We start from the raw sequence: 20,480 nt of genomic DNA on the forward strand, positions 1-20,480 counted from the left end.
TCAAAACATCTTAAGTGAACGGTGTTACCGTGATTGCGGGGATTTTTTATTGGCAGGTTATTCCCACTCTTGCAGATAACGCTGCCCATACTGGTCAGCGACCAGCAATGCGGCATACACCTGATCCGGCGTTGCGCCGCCAGGCATGTTGTGGATGGTTTCGCCCTCAGCACAGGCCGCCTCTGCCACAACGCGCATTTTCGCCGGGATATCCTGTTTGATATCCAGTTGCGCCAGGGTAATCGGCAACCCAACGGAATGACAGAGTGCCGCCACGGTTTCGATTTCATCGACCGGCGCGTTTTCCAGCACCAACTGCGTTAGCGTACCAAACGCCACTTTCTCGCCGTGGTAGTAATGATGCGCATCCGGGATCGCCGTCAGGCCGTTATGAATGGCGTGAGCCGCTGCCAGACCACCGCTTTCAAAACCGACGCCGCTAAGATAGGTATTGGCTTCAATAACGCGCTCCAGCGCAGGCGTAACCACGTGCTGCTCGGCTGCCAGCATCGCTTTTTCACCTTCTTCTATCAACGTATTAAAGCACAGCTCAGCCAGTGCCAGCGCCGCCTGGGTGCACTGACCGCCCGCCATGGTAGTTGCGCCGCTGCGTGAACAGGCACGCGCTTCGAACCAGGTCGCCAACGCATCGCCGATGCCTGCGGCTAACAGACGTGCCGGTGCGCCCGCAACAATTTTAGTATCAACAATGACCCTGTCCGGGTTGTTCGGCAGTAGCAGATAGCGATCGAATTCACCCGCATCGGTGTAAATGACGGACAGGGCGCTGCATGGTGCATCGGTAGAGGCGATGGTTGGCGCAATGGCGACAGGCACGCCCATAAAATGCGCCAGCGCTTTGGCGGTATCCAGCGTTTTCCCGCCGCCAATACCAAGTACTGCGCCACACTGCGCTTTTTCCGCCACGCCGCGCAAACGGTCGATTTCGTTTTGCGAACATTCACCGCCAAAAGGCGCGATCTCCAGCGCCAGTCCGGCATCCTGGAAGCTTTTTTCCAGTGCGGATTGTGCGAAGCCTAAGACAAACTTGTCCCCAACGACCAGCCAGCGTTCTGCCAGTGGTTTGAGGTAGCTGCCAAGACGGGTAATAACATCGGCACCCTGGATGTACTTACCAGGTGATTGAATAATGCGATCCATACTTTATTTCCCTCACAGGTTGATGTGACCAAATGCGTTGTTCCAGTCCTGCTCAAACTTCTCTATTGCTGACTCTACCGCAGGGGTATTGAGCATTTGTTGCGCTACATCTAAGGGCAGGGTGATTGCTTCACATCCTGCCAGTAAGCAATCCAGCGCCTGACGCGGGGTTTTAAAGCTGGCCGCCAGTACCATGCTGTTTGGCGCATGTAGCTCCAGTAGCGTTTGCAGTTCCTGTACCGTGCGGATCCCGTCGCCACCCTGAGCGTCAATGCGGTTAACATATGGCGCGATATATTTTGCGCCAGCCAGCGCGGCCAGTAGACCTTGCGAAGCACTGTACACGGCGGTTCCCAGGGTGGTGATACCCTCTTTTTTCAGTAACTTGATGGCGGCCAGACCTTCAGCAGTAACGGGAATTTTCACCACGATACCCGGTACGGCATTGCTCAGACGTTTGGCTTCTTCCACCATCCCCTGCGCGTCGCGGCTCATGGTTTGGGCAAAAAGAATGCCCTCTTCGCCAATGGCGTTTTGTAGGCGCGGCAGCACATCCCAGATGGATTCTTTGCTTGCCGCCACAATGCTTGGGTTGGTGGTGACACCCGCGATAGGGAAGATGCGGGCCAGACGTTCAACTTCCGCGACGTTGGCGGTATCAAGGTAAAGTTCCATACAAAACACCCTCTTAATTTTGCGTGAGCAGCCCGTTGCCGGAATGCGTTGTTGTGCACAGGATAAGAGCGTTTCGCCGCATCGCGCTATCTGACAAATCTGTCAAAAGCTGGATAAATGTAATGTATCTATAAAAGTGAGACTTACTTCACATGTCAGCTACGGATAGGGTTTGTTGCGGTGATGGGGATGGTGAGTTAACTTTTGATATTACAAAAATCCAGTTAATGTTGTTTTTATCTTCTTTATTGCTGGCGGATCGCTTTCTCCGTCAACTGGCTGTGATATTGCCGGCGATATTCTGAGGGCGAACGTTCGGTATTCTTGCGAAACAGGCGGCAGAAGTAGTTGCTGTCAACAAACCCGCAGGTGTGCGCCACTTCTTTAATCTTCAGCTCATAACCTTTCAGTAACGTCTTCGCGTGTTCCAGACGTGTGTGGTTCAGGTATTCGTTAAAACCGATTGCGCCCGTTTTTTGAAACAGATGGGAGAGGTAATTGGGCGAGATGTAGAACGCTTGCGCGACTGATTCCCGGGTAAGCGCCGAAGCGTAGCGCTCGTCAATATAGTCGCGAATGGCTTCGAACAGCGCCTGACTGCGCGACGCGGTCTGGATCTGGCTGCCGAGCAGATCGCGGCAGTGGCTCAGTAAGCTCGCGACGATCAGTCTGGCCGTTTGCTGCTCCTGCGGCTGCATCTGTATTTCATTAAGCGTTTGTAGCAGGAAAGAGCCAATACGCGGTCCACGCCGTGCGACATGCTGCCTGGCGAGGTTTTGATATTGCTTGCCGTCCCACTGAACGACGTTGAAACCCAATTGCTGTTTGCCGAACAGGATGCTGAGTGTGGTCACCGGTGTGTGCCACTGGGGGAAGTTCCAGCCGCTAGCCGGAACAAACAGTACATCGCCAGGTAGTAACGTCGCGGATGCGCCTGCAACGCCGTTATCGGTGAACTCACCTTCCAGCACAATCTCCAGCCGGGGAAAATCAACCTGATATGCCAGTTCCGGCGTTGGGCTACTGGTACTGGCAAAATAAATCTGGCGCAGCGGTGTGGGGCCGTTAATCAGACGGGCGAGAAGATGGCTGATGTCGTGATACATGTTAATCCCTTGCAGGCAGCAGACAGGGAGAACAGTAACCGCCATCATAAAAAAAGGCCACTCTTAAAGAGTGGCCTGTGTGGGATTATTGATTACCGATTTGATCGCCGTAAGGCAAGGTATCGTAATCAATCAGGGCATTCTTCTTGTATGGATTGCCAATCCAGCGAGTCGTCTCTTTAAACTGCGGGCTGGTAATGGAACGTGTTGGATCGAAGCCATCGTAAGTGAAGCCTGCTAAATCAGACCAGGTATGGATTAGCTCTGAGCTGCTGTATTTACGATTCACATCCTGTGAGAAGTCCCGGGGATGCGCGGCCTGCCATTTTTCCGAGGTCCACAGTAAGAACGGTACCGTATACATATGGCGCGTCGGGTTGTCTTCATTACGGCCCTGCGTTTTATGCGGCGGCGTGTCGTACACCTCTTCACCGTGATCGGAGAAATACAGCAGGAAACCGTTCGGATCGGTCGCTTTGTAGTCTTTGATCAGGCTGGCAATGATGTGGTCATTGTAGACATTCGCGCTGTCGTAATCGTTGTAGGCTTCCAGCTCATCATTACCCAGACCAGCGGGAACGTTGTCGATATTGTTGTCGAACTTGCCCTGACCATCCGGATAACGGAATTTGTACTTAATATGGGTACCCAGCAGGTGAACGATGATGAATTTTTTCGGCGCCGGGTCGGCCAGGACTTCTTTAAATGGCGCCAGCACATTGCTGTCGTATTCGCGCGCACTTTGCGTACGCTGCTGGTTCATATAGAACTGCTTATCTGTCTGCTTCGAGAACACCGTCAGCATGGTGTTGCGGGCAGTCATTGTCTGCTGATTGGTGATCCAGAAGGTTTTATAACCCGCCTGTTTCATCATGTTCATCAGGGACGGCTGAGTCAGATACAGATCCGGGTTCTTCTCGTTAGCAAAGGTCAACGCCTGCTGCAGGATTTCAATGGTGTACGGACGTGAGGTCACGACATTATTGAAAACGGTGAAGTTAGGATCGGATTTATGCAGCGCATCCAGTTCCGGTGTGGTTTCGCGCGGGTAACCATACAGGCTCATGCGGCCACGTTGCGTTGACTCGCCAATCACCAGTACCAGCGTACGCGGCGCATCACCGGAGTTGTCTTTAAAGTTGGCCAGCGGCGGCAGGGCATTGTTTTCATTCAGCAGGCTATTCAGTGCGGTTAACTGCTGGCGATACTGATAATAACCGGAGATAAATTGCCACGGTGCGGCGGGCTCCATCCGCGAAGCGAGACCATCCAGCGTTTTTTCAAACGGTTTATGTTTGATGAACGTGTTAACCGCCATTGGGTGCAGAATCAAGCCATATAACAGTGCGAAAGACACCAGATAGCGCCAGGGCGATGGAATATGAACAGGGCGCAGACGCGTCCACAGCAGAATCGCCATTGCCGTATACGCCAGCGCGATTAACACAATTTTCAGGCTGAAATATTGGCTCAGATATTCGCTGGCTTCGTTCGCATTGGTTTCAAACATTACGTACAGAACGCTTTGCGAGAACTCTTGTCCATAAATGACGTAATAGCTCAGAGCCGCCAGCGAGGCCGCCCATAGCATGACGCCAATAACAGCAGCGATCGCGCGGATACGGTTTGGAAACAGGAATACAGGGATCAGCCATAGCGAACTGAACAGCAAGGAGTCGCGTAAACCGGTAGATCCGCTGTAGCCGCTAAAATAGATAACGGCCTGCAGTAATGAGGAAAAAAACCAAAAATAGAGGAGCGCCCAACCCAGGGCTTTCCAGCTAAATGCAGGTTTAGACTGGGGTTGTAAGGATTGCATAGTGTGAGCCTGTCTTTAATCGTAGCGCCAAGAGTAGCGGCTAAACCTTAAGAGGAAGTGAAGCATCACGATGTTAGTATCGTGTTCTGTTGTTTATATATTCATTGAGTAAATATATACAGGCGGGAATATATTGAAAATGAAGCAGTTATAACAGCGATTTTTGATGTCGCCTTCGCGCAATAGCACGAAGGCGACGGGAGGGGGGCGTTAGCCCGTATTGCGCATACCGGCAGCAACACCTGCGATGGTCACCATCAGCGCTTGTTCAACGCGTGGGTCCGGCGCCTTGCCTTGCTCTTCCGCCAGGCGCGAGCGGTGTAACAGCTCTGCCTGTAAAACGTTCAGCGGATCGGTATAAACATTCCTTAACTGGATAGACTCGGCAATCCACGGCAGGTCGGCCATCAAATGTGAGTCATTGGCAATCGCCAGCACGACGTCGATATCTGCTTCCAGGCGCTGACGCAGTTCTTCGCCGAGCGGCCACAACTCTTTTTTGACCAGACGTTGATCGTAGTATTCAGCCAGCCACAGGTCTGCTTTAGCGAAAACCATTTCCAGCATGCCAAGACGTGTGGAGAAGAATGGCCAGTCGCGGCACATTGCTTCGAGTTCGCTTTGCTTACCGTCTTCCACCACTTTTTGCAGCGCGGTACCAGCACCCAGCCATGCCGGGAGCATCAGGCGGTTTTGCGTCCAGGCAAAGATCCACGGAATGGCGCGCAGAGACTCTACCCCACCAGTCGGGCGACGTTTTGCCGGACGTGAGCCGAGCGGCAATTTACCCAGTTCCTGCTCTGGGGTTGCGGAGCGGAAGTAAGGGACGAAGTCCTTGTTTTCACGTACATATCCACGGTAGAGCTCACACGAGATATCAGAAAGCTCATCCATGATATGACGCCAGTTATCCTTCGGCTCTGGCGGCGGTAACAGGTTGGCCTCGAGGATGGCTGCGGTATAAAGCGACAGGCTGCTGATGGTTACTTCCGGCAGACCGTACTTAAAGCGGATCATCTCCCCTTGTTCCGTCACGCGTAGGCCACCTTTCAGGCTACCTGGCGGTTGAGAAAGCAGTGCGGCATGCGCAGGCGCGCCGCCGCGGCCAATGGAACCACCGCGACCGTGGAACAGCGTCAGCTCGATGCCGGCTTTTTCGCAGGTTTTGATCAGCGCGTCCTGGGCCTGATATTGCGCCCAGGAGGCCGCCATCACGCCCGCGTCTTTTGCGGAATCAGAGTAGCCAATCATGACCATCTGTTTGCCCTGAATAAAGCCGCGGTACCAGTCGATATTCAAGAGCTGGGACATGACGTCATCAGCATTGTTGAGGTCGTCCAATGTTTCAAACAGCGGCGCAACCGGCATAGCAAAACCGATCCCGGCTTCTTTCAGCAGCAGATGTACGGCCAATACATCGGACGGCGTTTTCGCCATCGAGATAACATAGGCGGCAATGGAGCCATACGGAGCTTCGGCAATGACGCGGCAGGTGTCGAGCACTTCGCGGGTATCATTGCTTGGTTCCCAGTTACGTGGCAGAAGCGGACGTTTGGAGTTCAGTTCGCGGATCAAGAAAGCCTGTTTATCCGCTTCTGACCAATTTTCGTAGTCGCCAATGCCCAGATACCGGGTCAGTTCGCCCAGGGCTTCAGTGTGACGGGTGCTCTCCTGGCGAATATCAATACGTACCAGCGGTACGCCGAAACATTTCACGCGACGCAAGGTGTCGAGCAGTTCGCCATTGGCGATGATGCCCATGCCACAGGCTTGCAGAGACTGGTAACACGCGTACAGCGGATCCCAGAGCTGTTCGTTTTGGGTGAGAAGGCCGGCAGGTTTCGGTAATTTCTCGCCTTTCAGACGGGCTTCCAGCCAGGCTTGAGTTGCCATCAGACGTGAACGCAGGGTTTTCATCAGATAACGGTATGGTTCTGCTGCGCCTTCTTCACCTACCAGCGCCAGCAGTTCCGGCGTGGCATCCACCATCGACAGTTCAGAGATCAGAAACTGAATGTCTTTCAGGAACAGGTCGGTAGCTTTCCAGCGGCTGAGCAATAGCACGTGACGGGTGATATCCGCCGTCACGTTCGGGTTGCCGTCACGGTCGCCGCCCATCCAGGAGGTAAAGCGAACCGGAACAAAATCAACGGGCAGCTTATAACCCAGATTCTCTTCTAACTGTTCGTTCAGTTCGCGCAGATAGTTCGGCACGCCTTCCCACAGGCTGTTTTCGACCACGGCGAAGCCCCATTTGGCTTCATCGACCGGGCTTGGGCGTATCTTGCGGATCTCATCCGTATGCCAGGACTGGGCAATCAACTGGCGCAGACGGCGCATCAGTTGATGGCGTTCATAATCGACGAGATCTTTGTTATCAAGCTGTTTAAGACAGGCGTTAACTTCACCCATTTTATGGATCAACGTACGACGGGTGATTTCAGTCGGGTGGGCGGTCAGAACCAGCTCCAGGGAGAGTGACTCCACGGCTTTTTTGATGGTGGCTTCATCGAGGTTGGGCTGGTCTTTCAGTTTACGCAGAGTGCGAGCAATCACTTCCGGGTTGCTGGCTGCTTCGCCTTTAGGCGAAATGCTGTGGTATTGCTCGGCGGTGTTAGCCAGGTTCAGGAACTGGCTAAACGCACGGGCAACCGGCAGCAGCTCGTCGTTAGACAGGTTTTGCAGTGTAGTGAGTAGCTCCTGGCGATTGACTTCATTGCCAGCGCGGGATGATTTGGACAGCTTACGGATTGTTTCTACGCGATCAAGAATGTGCTCTCCCAGCGCATCCTTAATGGTCTCTCCCAGCACTTTGCCGAGCATACTGACATTACTACGCAACGCGGAATATTGTTCGTTCATATTAACCCAGACACCCCATCTCTTTTGTAAATGTCCTGTATCTTTCGCGCCGCCGTCAACACTGCTGCAACGTGAAATTTTCCGGACTTAATTTTTTCGCCGTCTTTTATAAAGCCACGTAAAACTCGTGACGTCAATTGCTGCGAAATCGGTTCAGCAAACGAAAAAATGGCGGGAATTTACGTTATTTAATTCACATCGAATCAAATAAGCTGTGCTTATGAAAATGTTAATAAATGACCTTGCTCGCCGCTGAAGGATGAGCAAGGTTATAAACGATTAATGCCAGCAGAAATGATGCACAACCTGGGTGATCAATTCGCGAGTTGGCTTAATGAAGCGTGTTTCCAGGTATTCATCTGGCTGATGTGCCTGATTAATGGAGCCTGGGCCCAACACCAACGTCGGGCAAAGTGTCTGGATAAACGGCGCTTCAGTGCAGTAGTTCACTACTTCCGTTTGCGCTCCCAGCAGTTTTTCAACGACTTCAACCAACTGATGGTCAGGCGGACACTCATAGCCAGGAATAGGCGGATGCAGTTCCGAGACCGTCAGGCGACCCGGCCAACGCTCGCTGACAGGGGCCAGCGCATCGTTAAGTAAACCATTAAGATCGTTGAGCGTCATGCCGGGCAGCGGGCGAATATCCATATGCAGCTCGCAGCAGGCGCAGATTCGGTTGGCGGCGTCGCCACCGTGGATATGACCCAAATTTAACGTCGGGTACGGAACGGTAAAAGCGTCATGGTGATAGCGTTCTTTCAGGTCATCGCGCAGAGTCATGATATGGCCGATGGCATCATGCATCAGTTCAATCGCATTGACGCCACGCGCTGGATCGCTTGAGTGACCCGACTGCCCCAAAATGCGAATTGCATTAGAGATATGCCCTTTGTGCGCACGCACCGGTTGCAGGGAGGTGGGTTCGCCAATGATCGCGCAGTCCGGACGCAGAGCGGTGGTTTCAGAAAAGTAGCGCGCTCCCGCCATGCTGGTCTCTTCGTCGGCAGTGGCCAAAATGTAGAGGGGCTTTTTCAGCTTCGTTACGTCGACGTCGCGCAGCGCGTCGAGGATAAACGCGAAGAAGCCCTTCATATCTGCCGTACCCAAACCGTAGAGCTTATTATCATGCTCGGTCAGGGTGAACGGATCGCGCGTCCAGCGTCCGTCGTCAAACGGCACGGTATCGGTATGACCCGCTAACAACAGACCGCCAGCCCCTTGTCCAATACTCGCCAGCATATTGAATTTATTTCGCGTATCGGGAACCGGCTGAACCTCTACATTGAAGCCTAAATCTTTGAACCAGCCCGCCAGCAGAGTGATTAAACCTGCATTGCTTTGATCCAGTGCTTCTTCGGTGGCGCTAATCGATGGCGTGGCAATCAGAGCGCGGTAAATCTCGATAAATGGCGGTAAATTGTTTTTCATTGTTGACACACCTCGGGTCATGATAGTATCAATATTCATGCAGTATTTGTGAATAAAAATACATTAACGTTGAGCGTAATAAAACCCACCAAGTGTAAGGTGAGGTGATAAAGGCTTATACCTGGCAACAGAATCTAAGAAGGTGAGCTGCCCCGATGTTGAATACGCTGATTGTGGGCGCCAGCGGCTATGCTGGCGCAGAGCTTGTGACCTATGTAAATCGCCATCCTGATATGAACATAACCGCTTTGACCGTCTCAGCGCAAAGCAATGATGCAGGAAAACTCATCTCCGATTTGCATCCGCAGTTGAAAGGCATTGTTGATTTACCGTTGCAGCCAATGTCGGATATCAGCGAGTTTAGCGCAGGGGTGGACATTGTGTTCCTCGCCACAGCGCATGAGGTCAGTCATGATCTGGCCCCGCAGTTTTTGCAGGCCGGATGTGTGGTATTTGATCTTTCAGGCGCGTTTCGTGTTAACGATGGCGCGTTCTATGAAAAATATTATGGCTTTACCCATCAGCACCCCGACCTGCTGGAGCAGGCGGTATACGGGCTGGCGGAGTGGAACGCAGAGCAACTGAAAGAAGCAAATCTGGTTGCCGTACCTGGTTGTTATCCGACGGCGGCGCAATTGTCGCTGAAACCTCTGATTGACGCTGGACTACTGGATCTCAGCCAGTGGCCGGTGATTAACGCTACCAGCGGCGTCAGTGGGGCAGGCCGTAAAGCGGCTATCTCGAACAGCTTTTGCGAAGTGAGCCTGCAGCCGTATGGCGTGTTTACCCATCGTCATCAGCCGGAAATCGCAACTCACCTCGGCGCGGAAGTGATCTTCACCCCGCATCTGGGGAACTTCCCGCGCGGAATTCTGGAAACGATCACTTGCCGTCTGAAAGCGGGCGTAACCCATGCGCAGGTGGCCCAGACACTGCAACAAGCGTATGGTGATAAACCACTGGTACGCCTGTACGATAAAGGCGTTCCGGCCCTGAAGAATGTGGTGGGCTTACCGTTTTGTGACATTGGGTTCGCCGTGCAGGGAGAGCACCTGATCGTGGTGGCGACCGAAGATAACTTATTAAAAGGCGCGGCGGCACAGGCGATGCAGTGCGCAAATATCCGTTTCGGCTTTGCTGAAACGCAGTCTCTTATTTAAGGGTGCAACAATGAATCCATTAATTATCAAGCTGGGCGGTGTTTTACTTGATAGCGAAGAGGCGCTGGAGCGACTGTTTACCGCCCTGGTGAATTATCGTGAGTCGCATCAGCGTCCGCTGATTATTGTGCACGGCGGCGGCTGCGTGGTTGATGAACTAATGAAGCAGTTGAATCTGCCGGTGAAAAAGAAAAACGGTCTGCGCGTCACCCCTGCCGATCAGATAGACATTATCACTGGCGCCCTGGCGGGTACGGCGAATAAAACCTTACTGGCCTGGGCGAAAAAACATCAAATCGCCTCTGTGGGCCTGTATCTTGGCGATGGCGACAGCGTAAAAGTGACGCCGCTCGATAAAGAGCTAGGTCATGTTGGACTCGCGCAACCGGGTTCGCCTAAGCTAATTAACACGCTGCTGGCAAGCGGCTTTCTGCCGGTAGTCAGCTCCATTGGCGTCACTGAAGATGGACTGCTGATGAACGTTAACGCCGATCAGGCGGCAACAGCGCTGGCGGCAACGTTGGGTGCGGATCTGATCCTGCTCTCTGATGTGAGTGGTATTCTGGATGGTAAAGGTCAGCGCATTGCCGAAATGACCGCCGCGAAAGCGGAGCAGTTGATCGACCAGGGGATTATTACCGATGGCATGATCGTGAAGGTCAATGCGGCGCTGGATGCCGCGCGCACGCTGGGCCGTCCGGTGGATATCGCATCCTGGCGTCATGCAGAGCAACTCCCGGCGTTGTTTAACGGCACGCCGATCGGTACCCGTATTCTGGCTTAAGTATTTGTATGCCCGATGGCGGCTACGCCTTATCGGGCCTACGTGAACAGAACCTGTAGGCCGGATAAGCGTAGCGCCATCCGGCATTGAAATTAAAAGAATTTAAGGAAGCATGTTATGGCACTTTGGGGTGGGCGTTTTACACAGGCAGCAGATCAGCGGTTCAAACAGTTCAACGACTCGTTGCGTTTTGACTACCGCCTGGCAGAACAGGATATTGTCGGCTCTGTGGCCTGGTCCAAAGCGTTGGTAACGGTCGGCGTACTGACTGCCGATGAACAGCTGCAACTGGAAGAGGCGCTAAACACGCTGCTGGAAGAGGTTCGTGCTAATCCGCAACAGATCCTGCAAAGCGATGCCGAAGATATTCACAGTTGGGTGGAAGGTAAGCTGATTGATAAAGTCGGCCAGCTTGGTAAAAAACTGCATACCGGGCGTAGCCGTAATGATCAGGTCGCGACCGACCTTAAACTGTGGTGTAAAGACACGGTAATTGAATTACTCTCTGCCAACCGCCAGTTGCAAAGCGCGCTGGTGGTGACGGCGGAGAATAACCAGGATGCCGTGATGCCGGGTTACACCCACCTGCAACGTGCGCAGCCGGTGACGTTTGCCCACTGGTGCCTGGCCTATGTCGAAATGCTGGCGCGTGATGAAAGCCGTCTGCAGGATGCGCTTAAGCGTCTGGACGTCAGTCCTCTGGGCTGCGGTGCGCTGGCTGGTACGGCATATGAAATCGATCGCGAACAACTGGCTGGTTGGTTGGGCTTTACTTCGGCAACGCGTAACAGTCTGGACAGCGTTTCCGATCGTGACCACGTGCTGGAGTTACTCTCCGACGCCTCTATCGGCATGGTGCACCTGTCGCGTTTTGCTGAAGACCTGATTTTCTTTAATACCGGTGAAGCGGGCTTTGTCGAGCTGTCCGATCGAGTGACCTCAGGTTCATCCCTGATGCCGCAGAAGAAAAACCCGGATGCGTTGGAATTAATCCGTGGTAAATGCGGTCGCGTGCAGGGAGCGTTGACCGGGATGATGATGACCTTAAAAGGCCTACCGCTGGCGTATAACAAAGATATGCAGGAAGACAAAGAAGGGCTGTTCGATGCGCTCGACACCTGGCTGGATTGTCTGCATATGGCCGCGCTGGTGCTGGATGGCATTCAGGTGAAACGTCCACGTTGTCAGGAAGCGGCGCAGCAGGGTTATGCCAACGCCACTGAGTTGGCGGATTATCTGGTAGCGAAAGGTGTTCCGTTCCGCGAAGCGCACCACATTGTGGGCGAAACGGTGGTTGAGGCGATTCGTCAGGGCAAACCGCTGGAAGCGTTGTCGCTGACCGACTTACAGAAGTTCAGTCCGGTCATTGGCGATGACGTTTACCCGATCCTTTCTCTACAATCGTGTCTGGACAAACGTGCGGCGAAAGGCGGCGTGTCGCCACAGCAGGTCGCACAGGCGATTGATTACGCGAAGGCGCGTCTGGCGTAACCTTTGTCTTTGTAGGCCTGATAAGCGTAGCGCCATCAGGCAAACAGTTATCAGAGCCTGGCATCACGCCGGGCTTTTTTATGCAAAAAAAATGCGGACGCAAGGTCCGCAAAAGTTCACGTTGGCTTTAGTTATTTCGAGTATGAGAGAAACTCTCTAAACGGACAGTAGCTTCAAGGGTTAAAGGGGTACCGTTCCGTTTCTGTGGTGCATTATTAAACAGAAAGCTTGATAGGGATAATCGTTCGTTGCTATGCTACCTATCGCTACGAACTATCGTGGCGATGGAGGATGAATAATGAATATTCGTGATCTTGAATACCTGGTGGCGCTTGCCGAACATCGTCACTTCCGACGGGCGGCAGACTCCTGCCACGTGAGCCAGCCAACGCTGAGCGGACAGATCCGTAAGCTGGAAGATGAGCTGGGCGTCATGCTGCTGGAGCGTACGAGTCGTAAGGTGCTGTTCACTCAGGCAGGTCTGCTGCTGGTGGATCAGGCGCGCACTGTGCTGCGCGAGGTCAAAGTGCTCAAGGAGATGGCAAGCCAACAAGGCGAGACGATGTCTGGCCCGCTGCATATAGGTTTGATCCCAACAGTGGGGCCATACCTACTGCCGCATATCATTCCTATGTTGCACCAGACCTTCCCAAAACTGGAAATGTATCTGCATGAGGCGCAGACGCATCAGCTGTTGGCGCAACTGGATAGCGGTAAGCTCGACTGCGTCATTCTGGCGCTGGTGAAAGAGAGTGAGGCATTCATCGAAGTTCCGTTATTTGATGAGCCTATGATGCTGGCGATCTATGAAGATCATCCGTGGGCAAACCGTGACTGTGTACCGATGTCCGATCTGGCAGGTGAAAAACTGCTGATGCTGGAAGATGGCCACTGCCTGCGCGATCAGGCCATGGGCTTCTGCTTTGAAGCTGGTGCGGATGAAGATACCCATTTCCGGGCAACCAGTCTGGAAACGCTGCGCAATATGGTGGCGGCAGGTAGCGGTATTACGTTACTGCCTGCGCTGGCTGTTCCGTCGGAGCGTAAGCGTGATGGTGTTGTCTATCTGCCATGCATTAAGCCAGAACCGCGCCGTACGATTGGCCTGGTGTATCGTCCAGGTTCGCCGCTGCGCAGCCGTTATGAACAGCTGGCAGAGGCCATCCGTGGATCAATGGATGGCCATTTCGACAGTGCGTTAAAACAGGCGGTTTAAGCCATTTAGCGCCGCTACCCGATAGGCTTCCGCCATGGTTGGGTAGTTAAAGGTGGTGTTAACGAAGTACTCGATGGTGTTACCACCACCTTTTTGCTCCATTATCGCCTGACCGATGTGAATAATTTCGGCTGCACGTTCCCCAAAGCAGTGGATCCCCAGAATCTCTTTGGTTTCGCGATGGAACAGAATCTTCAACGTGCCGACACTCATGCCCACGATTTGCGCACGTGCCAGATGTTTAAACTGGGCGCGGCCGACTTCGTATGGGACTTTCATCGCCGTAAGCTGCTGTTCGGTTTTTCCAACGGAGCTGATTTCAGGAATGGTATAAATCCCGGTTGGGATATCTTCGATCAGATGCGCGGTGGCTTCGCCTTTCACCAGTGCCAGGGCGGCAATACGTCCCTGATCGTAGGCCGCCGATGCCAGACTCGGATAGCCGATCACATCCCCTACGGCATACACGTGCGGCAGCGCCGTCTGGTACATGCTATTCACTTTGAGCTGTCCACGGCTGTCGGTTTTCAGACCAATATTTTCCAGCGCCAGCGAATCGGTATTACCGGTGCGGCCATTGGCGTACAGCAGACAGTCAGCCTTCAGTTTTTTACCAGATTTCAGGTGCATGATGACGCCGTCATCGCAACCTTCAATCTTCTCGTACTCTTCATTGTGGCGAATAACCACACCGCTATTCCAGAAGTGGTAAGAGAGCGAGTCGGACATCTCTTGATCAAGGAACGCCAGCAGACGATCGCGGGTGTTGATTAAATCAACTTTGACGTCCATTCCACGGAAGATCGACGCATATTCACAGCCAATCACCCCCGCGCCGTAAATCAGAACGTGGCGAGGTTCGTGGTGCAGACTCAGGATGGAGTCGCTGTCATAAACCCGGGGATGCGAAAAGTCGACGTCAACAGGGCGATAAGGGCGTGAACCGCAGGCGATCACAAATTTATCCGCGGTCAGCGTTTCCACCGTGCCGTCGTGGCATTCCAGGGCGATAGTGTGTTCGTCAACAAAACGGGCATTTCCCTGCAAAATCTCGCAGTGATTACGCTCGTAAAAACCTTGCCGCATGCGCGTTTGCTGATTAATCACGTTATCAGCATGATTGAGAATATCGGCGAAGGAAGAACGGAGAAGTCGGGAATGGTCGCTGTAAAGTGGGTTCTGATTGAATTCAATAATGCGGCTGACGGCGTGGCGGAGTGCTTTCGACGGGATGGTGCCCCAGTGGGTACAGCCTCCGCCGACGTTATGATAGCGCTCAATCACCGCGACGCGCGCTCCCTGTTTAACCAGACCCATTGCAGCGCCTTCGCCGCCGGGACCGGAACCTATTACTATTGCATCGTAATCGTAGGAATGTGACATGGTCAGGCTTACCTGTTCTTATACATAAAAGCAACAGAATAGTAACATCGTTGTCGGGATAACCCAATTATCGTTGTGCTTTTTTGCGAAGTCGAAGCACAAACTGCGCGTAAACAATCATTAACAAAGCCATGCCAACAGCCTAATCTCTGGTATAGTGCCAGCAAGGTATGTGGAAGGATTCAGACATCGTGATGGGCGTTAGAGCGCAACAAAAAGAGAAAACCCGGCGTTCGCTGGTAGAGGCTGCATTTAGTCAACTCAGTGCTGAGCGTAGTTTTGCCAGTCTCAGTTTACGAGAAGTTGCTCGTGAAGCGGGCATTGCGCCAACCTCGTTTTATCGCCATTTCCGCGATGTGGATGAGCTCGGGCTGACGATGGTGGACGAAAGTGGTCTGATGCTGCGTCAGTTGATGCGTCAGGCGCGTCAGCGTATCGCCAAAGGCGGGAGTGTGATCCGTACCTCGGTCTCAACATTTATGGAGTTCATCGGCAACAATCCCAACGCCTTCCGTTTATTATTGCGCGAGCGTTCGGGAACCTCCGCAGCGTTTCGTGCAGCGGTCGCACGTGAAATTCAGCACTTCATTGCGGAACTTGCGGACTATCTGGAACTCGAAAACCATATGCCTCGTGCGTTTACTGAAGCGCAGGCCGAAGCCATGGTAACGATTGTGTTCAGCGCCGGGGCAGAAGCACTGGATGTTGGCGCTGAACAGCGTCGACAACTGGAAGAGCGGCTGGTATTGCAACTACGCATGATCGCGAAAGGCGCATTTTATTGGTACCGCCGTGAACAAGAGAAGATGACGCACCACTCCGAGTAACGAGAAGGACGAGCAATGAAACAGTCAGGTCAAGATAAAGGTACGCTGCTGCTGGCGCTGGTTGCTGGCTTATCGATCAATGGTACATTTGCGGCGCTGTTTAGCTCCATTGTGCCATTCTCAGTATTCCCGATTATTTCGTTGGTGCTGACGGTTTATTGTCTGCATCAACGCTATCAGAACCGCACCATGCCTGTGGGGCTACCAGGCCTGGCCGCCGCCTGTTTTATTCTCGGCGTTCTGTTGTACAGCACCGTGGTACGCGCTGAATATCCGGATATTGGTTCTAACTTCTTCCCGGCGGTACTGTCGGTGATTCTGGTGTTCTGGATCGGCTTTAAAGTGCGTAACCGTAAGCAGGAAATTGCGGAATAATATTTGTAGGCCGGGCAAGCCCGGCCAGGACATCGCTTACTTCGCGGTCAGTAACACGCCACACTCCATATGGTGCGTATACGGGAACTGATCGAACAGAGCCAGACGTGAAACATTGTGCGTCTGGCTTAACGTTTCCAGATTCTTACACAGCGTTTCCGGGTTGCAGGAGATGTACAGAATCCGCGGATACGCCTGTACCATTTTCTCCGTTTCGCTGTCCAGACCGCTACGCGGCGGGTCAACGAAAATGGTTTCACACTGGTAGCTCTTCAGATCGATCCCCTGCAAACGGTTGAACTCGCGAACCCCATTCATCGCCTGAGTAAACTCTTCTGCCGCCATGCGGATAATTTGTACGTTATCAATATGGTTAGCCGCAATGTTGTACTGGGCAGCCGCCACGGATGGTTTGGCGATTTCAGTCGCCAGCACGCGGTTGAAGTTTTGCGCGAGGGCTAATGAGAAGTTGCCATTACCGCAGTACAGCTCAAGCAGGTCGCCCTTAGAACCTTTGGTGACATCAATCGCCCATTCCAGCATCTGAATATTCATCGCGGCATTCGGCTGGGTGAAGCTGTTCTCAACCTGGCGATAGATGATCTCTTTCCCCGCGACTGGCAAGCGTTCGTCAATATAGTCCTGGTCCAGCTCGATTTTGGTTTTGGTGGCCCGGCCAATCAGATGCACGTTCAGGTTTTGCGCACGCAGCGCGTCCCGTAGCGCTTCGGCTTCCTGACGCCATTCGTCATCCAGCTTTTTATGGTACAGCATCGAGACCACCGCTTGATCGCTCAGGGTGGTGAGGTAATCAATCTGGAACAGTTTGTGGCGTAGGACATGGTTATCGCGTACCCCTTCAATCATTGCCGTCATCAGCGTGTTGATAAGCTCGCTGGCCGCCGGGAAGCTGTCGACGCGAATACGGCTTTTCGTCTGTTGATCGAACATGATGTGGTACAGGTCATCACCGTCATGCCACAGCCGGAATTCGGCGCGCATACGGTAGTGACTGACCGGTGAGCGAAACACTTCCGGAGCCTGTGCATAAAACGGTGTCATTAAGCTCTGCAGACGCACCACTTTTTCAGCTAACTGCGCGTCGTACTGTTCTGTCGGAAGATGTTCGGGGGTCATGATGCGTCCTGAAAAATAAAAGTACGCGGGGATTGTAGGGATTGCTCAACAGATGTCCAGTCATTGATGATTTCCGATATTGTGATGCGTGGTCTGGACAGTCGGTTGTAACAAACTGTAGCATCCGTTTTCCGGTCCTGTGAGTTAAAAGGGAATCCAGTGTGAATCTGGAGCTGACGCGCAGCGGTAAGGAAGGTGGGAGATGAGCGCACCTGGTGCAGACACTGCGGCTTGCCGTGGGAAGTCATCGTCTCTTTAAGTCGCCTCCAAGCCCGAAGACCTGCCGGCTAACGTCGCATCTGGTTTTCATCATCGCGTACTATCGGTGGGACCTGCGGCATCCTTCTTATATTGTGGATGCTTTACAATGATTAAAAAATCGTTGCTGTGGACGGCACTTTCCGTCACGGCATTTTCTGGTTGGGCGCAGGATGCTAGCCCAGATACTCTCGTCGTCACTGCCAACCGTTTTCAGCAGCCTCGTAGCGCAGTACTTGCTCCTATCACCGTTGTTACGCGTCAGGATATCGATCGCTGGCAATCCACCTCCGTGAATGATGTGCTTCGTCGCCTGCCAGGCGTGGATATCGCCCAATACGGTGGTATGGGACAAAATTCGTCTATTTCTATTCGCGGCACCAACGCCAGCCATGTTCTGGTGCTGATTGACGGTGTGCGGCTTAACCTGGCAGGGGTTAGCGGCGCAGCCGATCTTAGCCAGTTCCCGGTATCGTTGGTACAACGTATTGAGTACATTCGTGGGCCGCGTTCGGCTATTTATGGTTCTGATGCTATTGGCGGCGTGGTGAATATCATTACCACGCGCGAAAAGCCGGGGACGGAACTGACCGCTGGCGTGGGAAGCAATGGCTACCAGAATTACGATGTCTCAACCCAACAACAGTTAGGTGAGAATACGCGCGTCACGTTGATGGGCGATTATGCCTATACCAAAGGCTTTGATGTTGTGGCTTACGGTAGTACCGGTTTGCAGGCTCAACCCGACAAAGACGGCTTCTTAAGTAAGACGCTGTATGGCGCGCTGGAACACAACTTCTCTGACACCTGGAGCGGGTTTGTTCGCGGTTACGGTTATGATAATCGAACAGATTATGACGCGGCTTATCATCCGGGGACGCCGCTAGTGGATACCCGAAAACTCTATAGCCAGAGCTGGGATGCCGGGCTGCGCTTCAATAGTGAGTTGATTCAGTCGCAGCTGGTTTCCAGCTATAGCCACAGTAAAGACTACAACTATGATCCGGATTATGGCCGCTATGACTCCTCGGCCACGCTGGATGAGATGAAGCAATATAATGTGCAGTGGTCAAACAGCATGGTGATTGGTCACGGTAACGTGGGCGCTGGCGTAGACTGGCAAAAGCAAACTACAGAGCCTGGCACCGGGTATGTCACGGACGGTTACGACCAGCGGAATACCGGTCTCTACTTGACGGGATTACAGCAATTGGGTGATTTCACTTTCGAAGGCGCGGCGCGCAGTGATGACAATTCCCAATTTGGTCGTCATGGCACATGGCAAACCAGCGCTGGCTGGGAGTTTGTCGAAGGCTATCGTTTTATTGCCTCCTACGGCACCTCTTACAAGGCACCTAATCTGGGACAACTGTATGGCATGTACGGAAATTCCCATCTGGATCCTGAAGAGAGCAAACAGTGGGAAGGGGCATTTGAAGGGCTAACAGCGGATGTGAACTGGCGTTTGTCAGGATATCGCAACGATATCGATAACATGATCGATTACAACCCCCACACCAAAAAATACTATAACGAAGGCAAAGTACGTATTAAAGGTATTGAGGCTACAGCGAACTTCGACACTGGGCCGTTGGCGCACACGCTGAGCTACGATTACGTTGATGCACGTAATGCGATTACCGATAAACCGCTGGCGCGTCGTTCAAAGCAGCAGGTGAAGTATCAGCTTGACTGGCAGGTTTACGATTTTGACTGGGGTTTAACGTATCAGTATTTAGGAACGCGATACGACAAGGACTTCGTCACCAACCAACCGGTAAAAATGGGTGGAGTAAGCGTGTGGGATCTGACAGTGGCATATCCAATCACCTCACAGCTGACTGTTCGTGGTAAAATCGCCAACCTGTTCGATAAAGATTACGAGACAGTTTATGGCTACGCAACTGCAGGGCGGGAATACACCTTGTCTGGCAGCTACACCTTCTGATCCACGTCCCACCGTGCTGGTGTTTGATTCCGGCGTCGGTGGGTTGTCGGTCTACAATGAGATCCGCAGTCTCCTGCCGGATCTCCACTATATATACGCTTTTGATAACGTCGCCTTTCCTTATGGTGAGAAGAGCGAGGAATTTATCGTCGAGCGTGTTGTTGAGATTGTGACTGCGGTCCAGCAGCGCTATCCCCTCTCTCTTGCGGTCATCGCATGTAATACTGCAAGCACCGTGTCGCTTCCTGCGTTACGAGAGAAATTTGCCTTCCCGGTTGTGGGCGTCGTTCCTGCTATTAAACCGGCGGCGCGACTCACGGCGAATGGCGTTGTGGGACTGCTGGCTACACGTGCGACGGTGAAGCGCTCGTATACCCATGAGTTGATTGCACGGTTTGCTAACGAATGTCAGATTGCGATGTTGGGTTCCGCCGAGCTGGTGGAACTGGCGGAAGCGAAGCTGCACGGCGAAAAGGTCTCTCTGGAAGAGTTGCGCCGCATTCTACGTCCGTGGTTGCGGATGTCGGAACCACCCGACACGGTGGTGCTGGGCTGCACCCATTTTCCTCTATTACAGGAAGAGCTTTTACAGGTCCTGCCCGAGGGAACGCGACTGGTGGATTCGGGGGCCGCGATTGCGCGTCGCACGGCCTGGTTATTAGAACATGAAGCGCCCGACGCGAAATCAACCGATGAGAATGTCGCATTCTGTATGGCAATGACGACAGAAGCCGAACAATTATTGCCCGTGCTGCAACGTTATGGCTTCAAAACGCTCGAAAAACTGGCACTTTAGTTATTTTTGGTGAAAAAACACGCACTCGGAAAATTATTTTAAATTTCCCCT

The 20,480-nt window shown here is 52.9% G+C and carries 16 protein-coding genes and 1 riboswitch; of the genes, 8 read left to right on the forward strand and 8 right to left on the reverse strand.

Features of this window, described 5'->3' with window-relative positions; translation table 11 throughout:
- Window positions 1-57: 57 nt before the first annotated feature.
- The 6 genes from FDX04_RS00025 to argE all read right to left on the reverse strand — a co-directional run bounded on the left by FDX04_RS00025 (window position 58) and on the right by argE (window position 9,054).
- Window positions 58-1,161 (reverse strand): glycerol dehydrogenase, encoded by a 1,104-nt coding sequence (locus tag FDX04_RS00025; protein ID WP_137370293.1) that lies wholly within the window; start codon window positions 1,159-1,161, stop codon window positions 58-60.
- A 12-nt stretch (window positions 1,162-1,173) separates the two neighbouring features.
- Entirely contained in the window at window positions 1,174-1,836 is a 663-nt protein-coding gene (gene fsa / locus FDX04_RS00030; protein WP_137350363.1) for a fructose-6-phosphate aldolase, read from the reverse strand.
- A 245-nt stretch (window positions 1,837-2,081) separates the two neighbouring features.
- Window positions 2,082-2,942: an AraC family transcriptional regulator gene (locus FDX04_RS00035; RefSeq protein ID WP_137359880.1), complete on the reverse strand. Its 861-nt coding sequence runs from the start codon at window positions 2,940-2,942 to the stop codon at window positions 2,082-2,084.
- Between the two features lie 85 nt (window positions 2,943-3,027).
- Window positions 3,028-4,761: a phosphoethanolamine transferase CptA gene (locus FDX04_RS00045; RefSeq protein WP_137370294.1), complete on the reverse strand. Its 1,734-nt coding sequence runs from the start codon at window positions 4,759-4,761 to the stop codon at window positions 3,028-3,030.
- A 210-nt stretch (window positions 4,762-4,971) separates the two neighbouring features.
- Complete coding sequence (ppc, locus tag FDX04_RS00050) at window positions 4,972-7,623, reverse strand: phosphoenolpyruvate carboxylase (protein ID WP_121529801.1); 2,652 nt, start codon at window positions 7,621-7,623, stop codon at window positions 4,972-4,974.
- A gap of 279 nt (window positions 7,624-7,902) precedes the next feature.
- A complete protein-coding gene (argE, locus tag FDX04_RS00055; protein ID WP_047025879.1) occupies window positions 7,903-9,054 on the reverse strand; it encodes an acetylornithine deacetylase in 1,152 nt (383 codons plus the stop codon).
- Window positions 9,055-9,209: 155 nt separating this feature from the next.
- On the opposite strand from argE, the gene argC reads away from it, so the two are divergent.
- From argC to oxyR, 4 genes are all read left to right on the forward strand, one after another.
- Window positions 9,210-10,214 (forward strand): N-acetyl-gamma-glutamyl-phosphate reductase, encoded by a 1,005-nt coding sequence (gene argC, locus FDX04_RS00060; RefSeq protein WP_137350366.1) that lies wholly within the window; start codon window positions 9,210-9,212, stop codon window positions 10,212-10,214.
- Between the two features lie 10 nt (window positions 10,215-10,224).
- The gene (gene argB, locus FDX04_RS00065; RefSeq protein ID WP_038636072.1) at window positions 10,225-10,998 is read left to right on the forward strand and encodes an acetylglutamate kinase; all 774 of its coding nucleotides are present in this window, start codon (window positions 10,225-10,227) and stop codon (window positions 10,996-10,998) included.
- Window positions 10,999-11,115: 117 nt separating this feature from the next.
- Window positions 11,116-12,489, forward strand: coding sequence for an argininosuccinate lyase (gene argH / locus FDX04_RS00070; protein ID WP_137359883.1), 1,374 nt, complete (start codon window positions 11,116-11,118; stop codon window positions 12,487-12,489).
- Between the two features lie 298 nt (window positions 12,490-12,787).
- The gene (gene oxyR, locus FDX04_RS00075) at window positions 12,788-13,705 is read left to right on the forward strand and encodes a DNA-binding transcriptional regulator OxyR (protein WP_038636079.1); all 918 of its coding nucleotides are present in this window, start codon (window positions 12,788-12,790) and stop codon (window positions 13,703-13,705) included.
- Here the strand turns inward: oxyR and sthA are convergent.
- Window positions 13,688-15,088 (reverse strand): Si-specific NAD(P)(+) transhydrogenase, encoded by a 1,401-nt coding sequence (gene sthA, locus FDX04_RS00080; protein WP_042313339.1) that lies wholly within the window; start codon window positions 15,086-15,088, stop codon window positions 13,688-13,690. The two genes, oxyR and sthA, sit on opposite strands and share 18 nt — an antisense overlap.
- Before the next feature lie 191 nt (window positions 15,089-15,279).
- Between sthA and fabR the strand changes: the two genes are divergently transcribed.
- Together fabR and FDX04_RS00090 are read left to right on the forward strand one after the other, a co-directional pair.
- Window positions 15,280-15,915 carry an HTH-type transcriptional repressor FabR gene (gene fabR / locus FDX04_RS00085; RefSeq protein WP_003028862.1) on the forward strand — a complete coding sequence of 212 codons (636 nt, stop codon included), beginning with the start codon at window positions 15,280-15,282 and terminating at the stop codon, window positions 15,913-15,915.
- A gap of 15 nt (window positions 15,916-15,930) precedes the next feature.
- The gene (locus tag FDX04_RS00090; RefSeq protein WP_003825114.1) at window positions 15,931-16,290 is read left to right on the forward strand and encodes a YijD family membrane protein; all 360 of its coding nucleotides are present in this window, start codon (window positions 15,931-15,933) and stop codon (window positions 16,288-16,290) included.
- Window positions 16,291-16,326: 36 nt separating this feature from the next.
- Here FDX04_RS00090 and trmA read toward each other — a convergent pair whose 3' ends face one another.
- A complete protein-coding gene (trmA, locus tag FDX04_RS00095) occupies window positions 16,327-17,427 on the reverse strand; it encodes a tRNA (uridine(54)-C5)-methyltransferase TrmA (RefSeq protein ID WP_042313337.1) in 1,101 nt (366 codons plus the stop codon).
- Window positions 17,428-17,542: 115 nt separating this feature from the next.
- Window positions 17,543-17,730: riboswitch (cobalamin riboswitch) on the forward strand.
- Window positions 17,731-17,794: 64 nt separating this feature from the next.
- On the opposite strand from trmA, the gene btuB reads away from it, so the two are divergent.
- Window positions 17,795-19,633 (forward strand): TonB-dependent vitamin B12 receptor BtuB, encoded by a 1,839-nt coding sequence (btuB, locus tag FDX04_RS00100; RefSeq protein WP_137359885.1) that lies wholly within the window; start codon window positions 17,795-17,797, stop codon window positions 19,631-19,633.
- Complete coding sequence (gene murI / locus FDX04_RS00105) at window positions 19,578-20,429, forward strand: glutamate racemase (RefSeq protein ID WP_042313333.1); 852 nt, start codon at window positions 19,578-19,580, stop codon at window positions 20,427-20,429. The genes btuB and murI overlap by 56 nt, the downstream gene beginning before the upstream one ends.
- The last annotated feature ends 51 nt before the right edge of the window (window positions 20,430-20,480 follow it).

The organism is Citrobacter sp. wls615, assembly GCF_005281355.1.
GTDB lineage: Bacteria > Pseudomonadota > Gammaproteobacteria > Enterobacterales > Enterobacteriaceae > Citrobacter > Citrobacter werkmanii.

Coding starts and splice junctions, on each gene's coding strand:
- argC (WP_137350366.1), top strand. CDS start 9,210: ATGTTGAATACGCTGATTGTGGGCGCCAGCGGCTATGCTGGCGCAGAG.
- murI (WP_042313333.1), top strand. CDS start 19,578: ATGGCTACGCAACTGCAGGGCGGGAATACACCTTGTCTGGCAGCTACA.
- sthA (WP_042313339.1), bottom strand. CDS start 15,088: ATGTCACATTCCTACGATTACGATGCAATAGTAATAGGTTCCGGTCCC.
- argH (WP_137359883.1), top strand. CDS start 11,116: ATGGCACTTTGGGGTGGGCGTTTTACACAGGCAGCAGATCAGCGGTTC.
- FDX04_RS00090 (WP_003825114.1), top strand. CDS start 15,931: ATGAAACAGTCAGGTCAAGATAAAGGTACGCTGCTGCTGGCGCTGGTT.
- FDX04_RS00045 (WP_137370294.1), bottom strand. CDS start 4,761: ATGCAATCCTTACAACCCCAGTCTAAACCTGCATTTAGCTGGAAAGCC.
- fsa (WP_137350363.1), bottom strand. CDS start 1,836: ATGGAACTTTACCTTGATACCGCCAACGTCGCGGAAGTTGAACGTCTG.
- ppc (WP_121529801.1), bottom strand. CDS start 7,623: ATGAACGAACAATATTCCGCGTTGCGTAGTAATGTCAGTATGCTCGGC.
- argE (WP_047025879.1), bottom strand. CDS start 9,054: ATGAAAAACAATTTACCGCCATTTATCGAGATTTACCGCGCTCTGATT.
- trmA (WP_042313337.1), bottom strand. CDS start 17,427: ATGACCCCCGAACATCTTCCGACAGAACAGTACGACGCGCAGTTAGCT.
- argB (WP_038636072.1), top strand. CDS start 10,225: ATGAATCCATTAATTATCAAGCTGGGCGGTGTTTTACTTGATAGCGAA.
- FDX04_RS00035 (WP_137359880.1), bottom strand. CDS start 2,942: ATGTATCACGACATCAGCCATCTTCTCGCCCGTCTGATTAACGGCCCC.
- btuB (WP_137359885.1), top strand. CDS start 17,795: ATGATTAAAAAATCGTTGCTGTGGACGGCACTTTCCGTCACGGCATTT.
- FDX04_RS00025 (WP_137370293.1), bottom strand. CDS start 1,161: ATGGATCGCATTATTCAATCACCTGGTAAGTACATCCAGGGTGCCGAT.
- oxyR (WP_038636079.1), top strand. CDS start 12,788: ATGAATATTCGTGATCTTGAATACCTGGTGGCGCTTGCCGAACATCGT.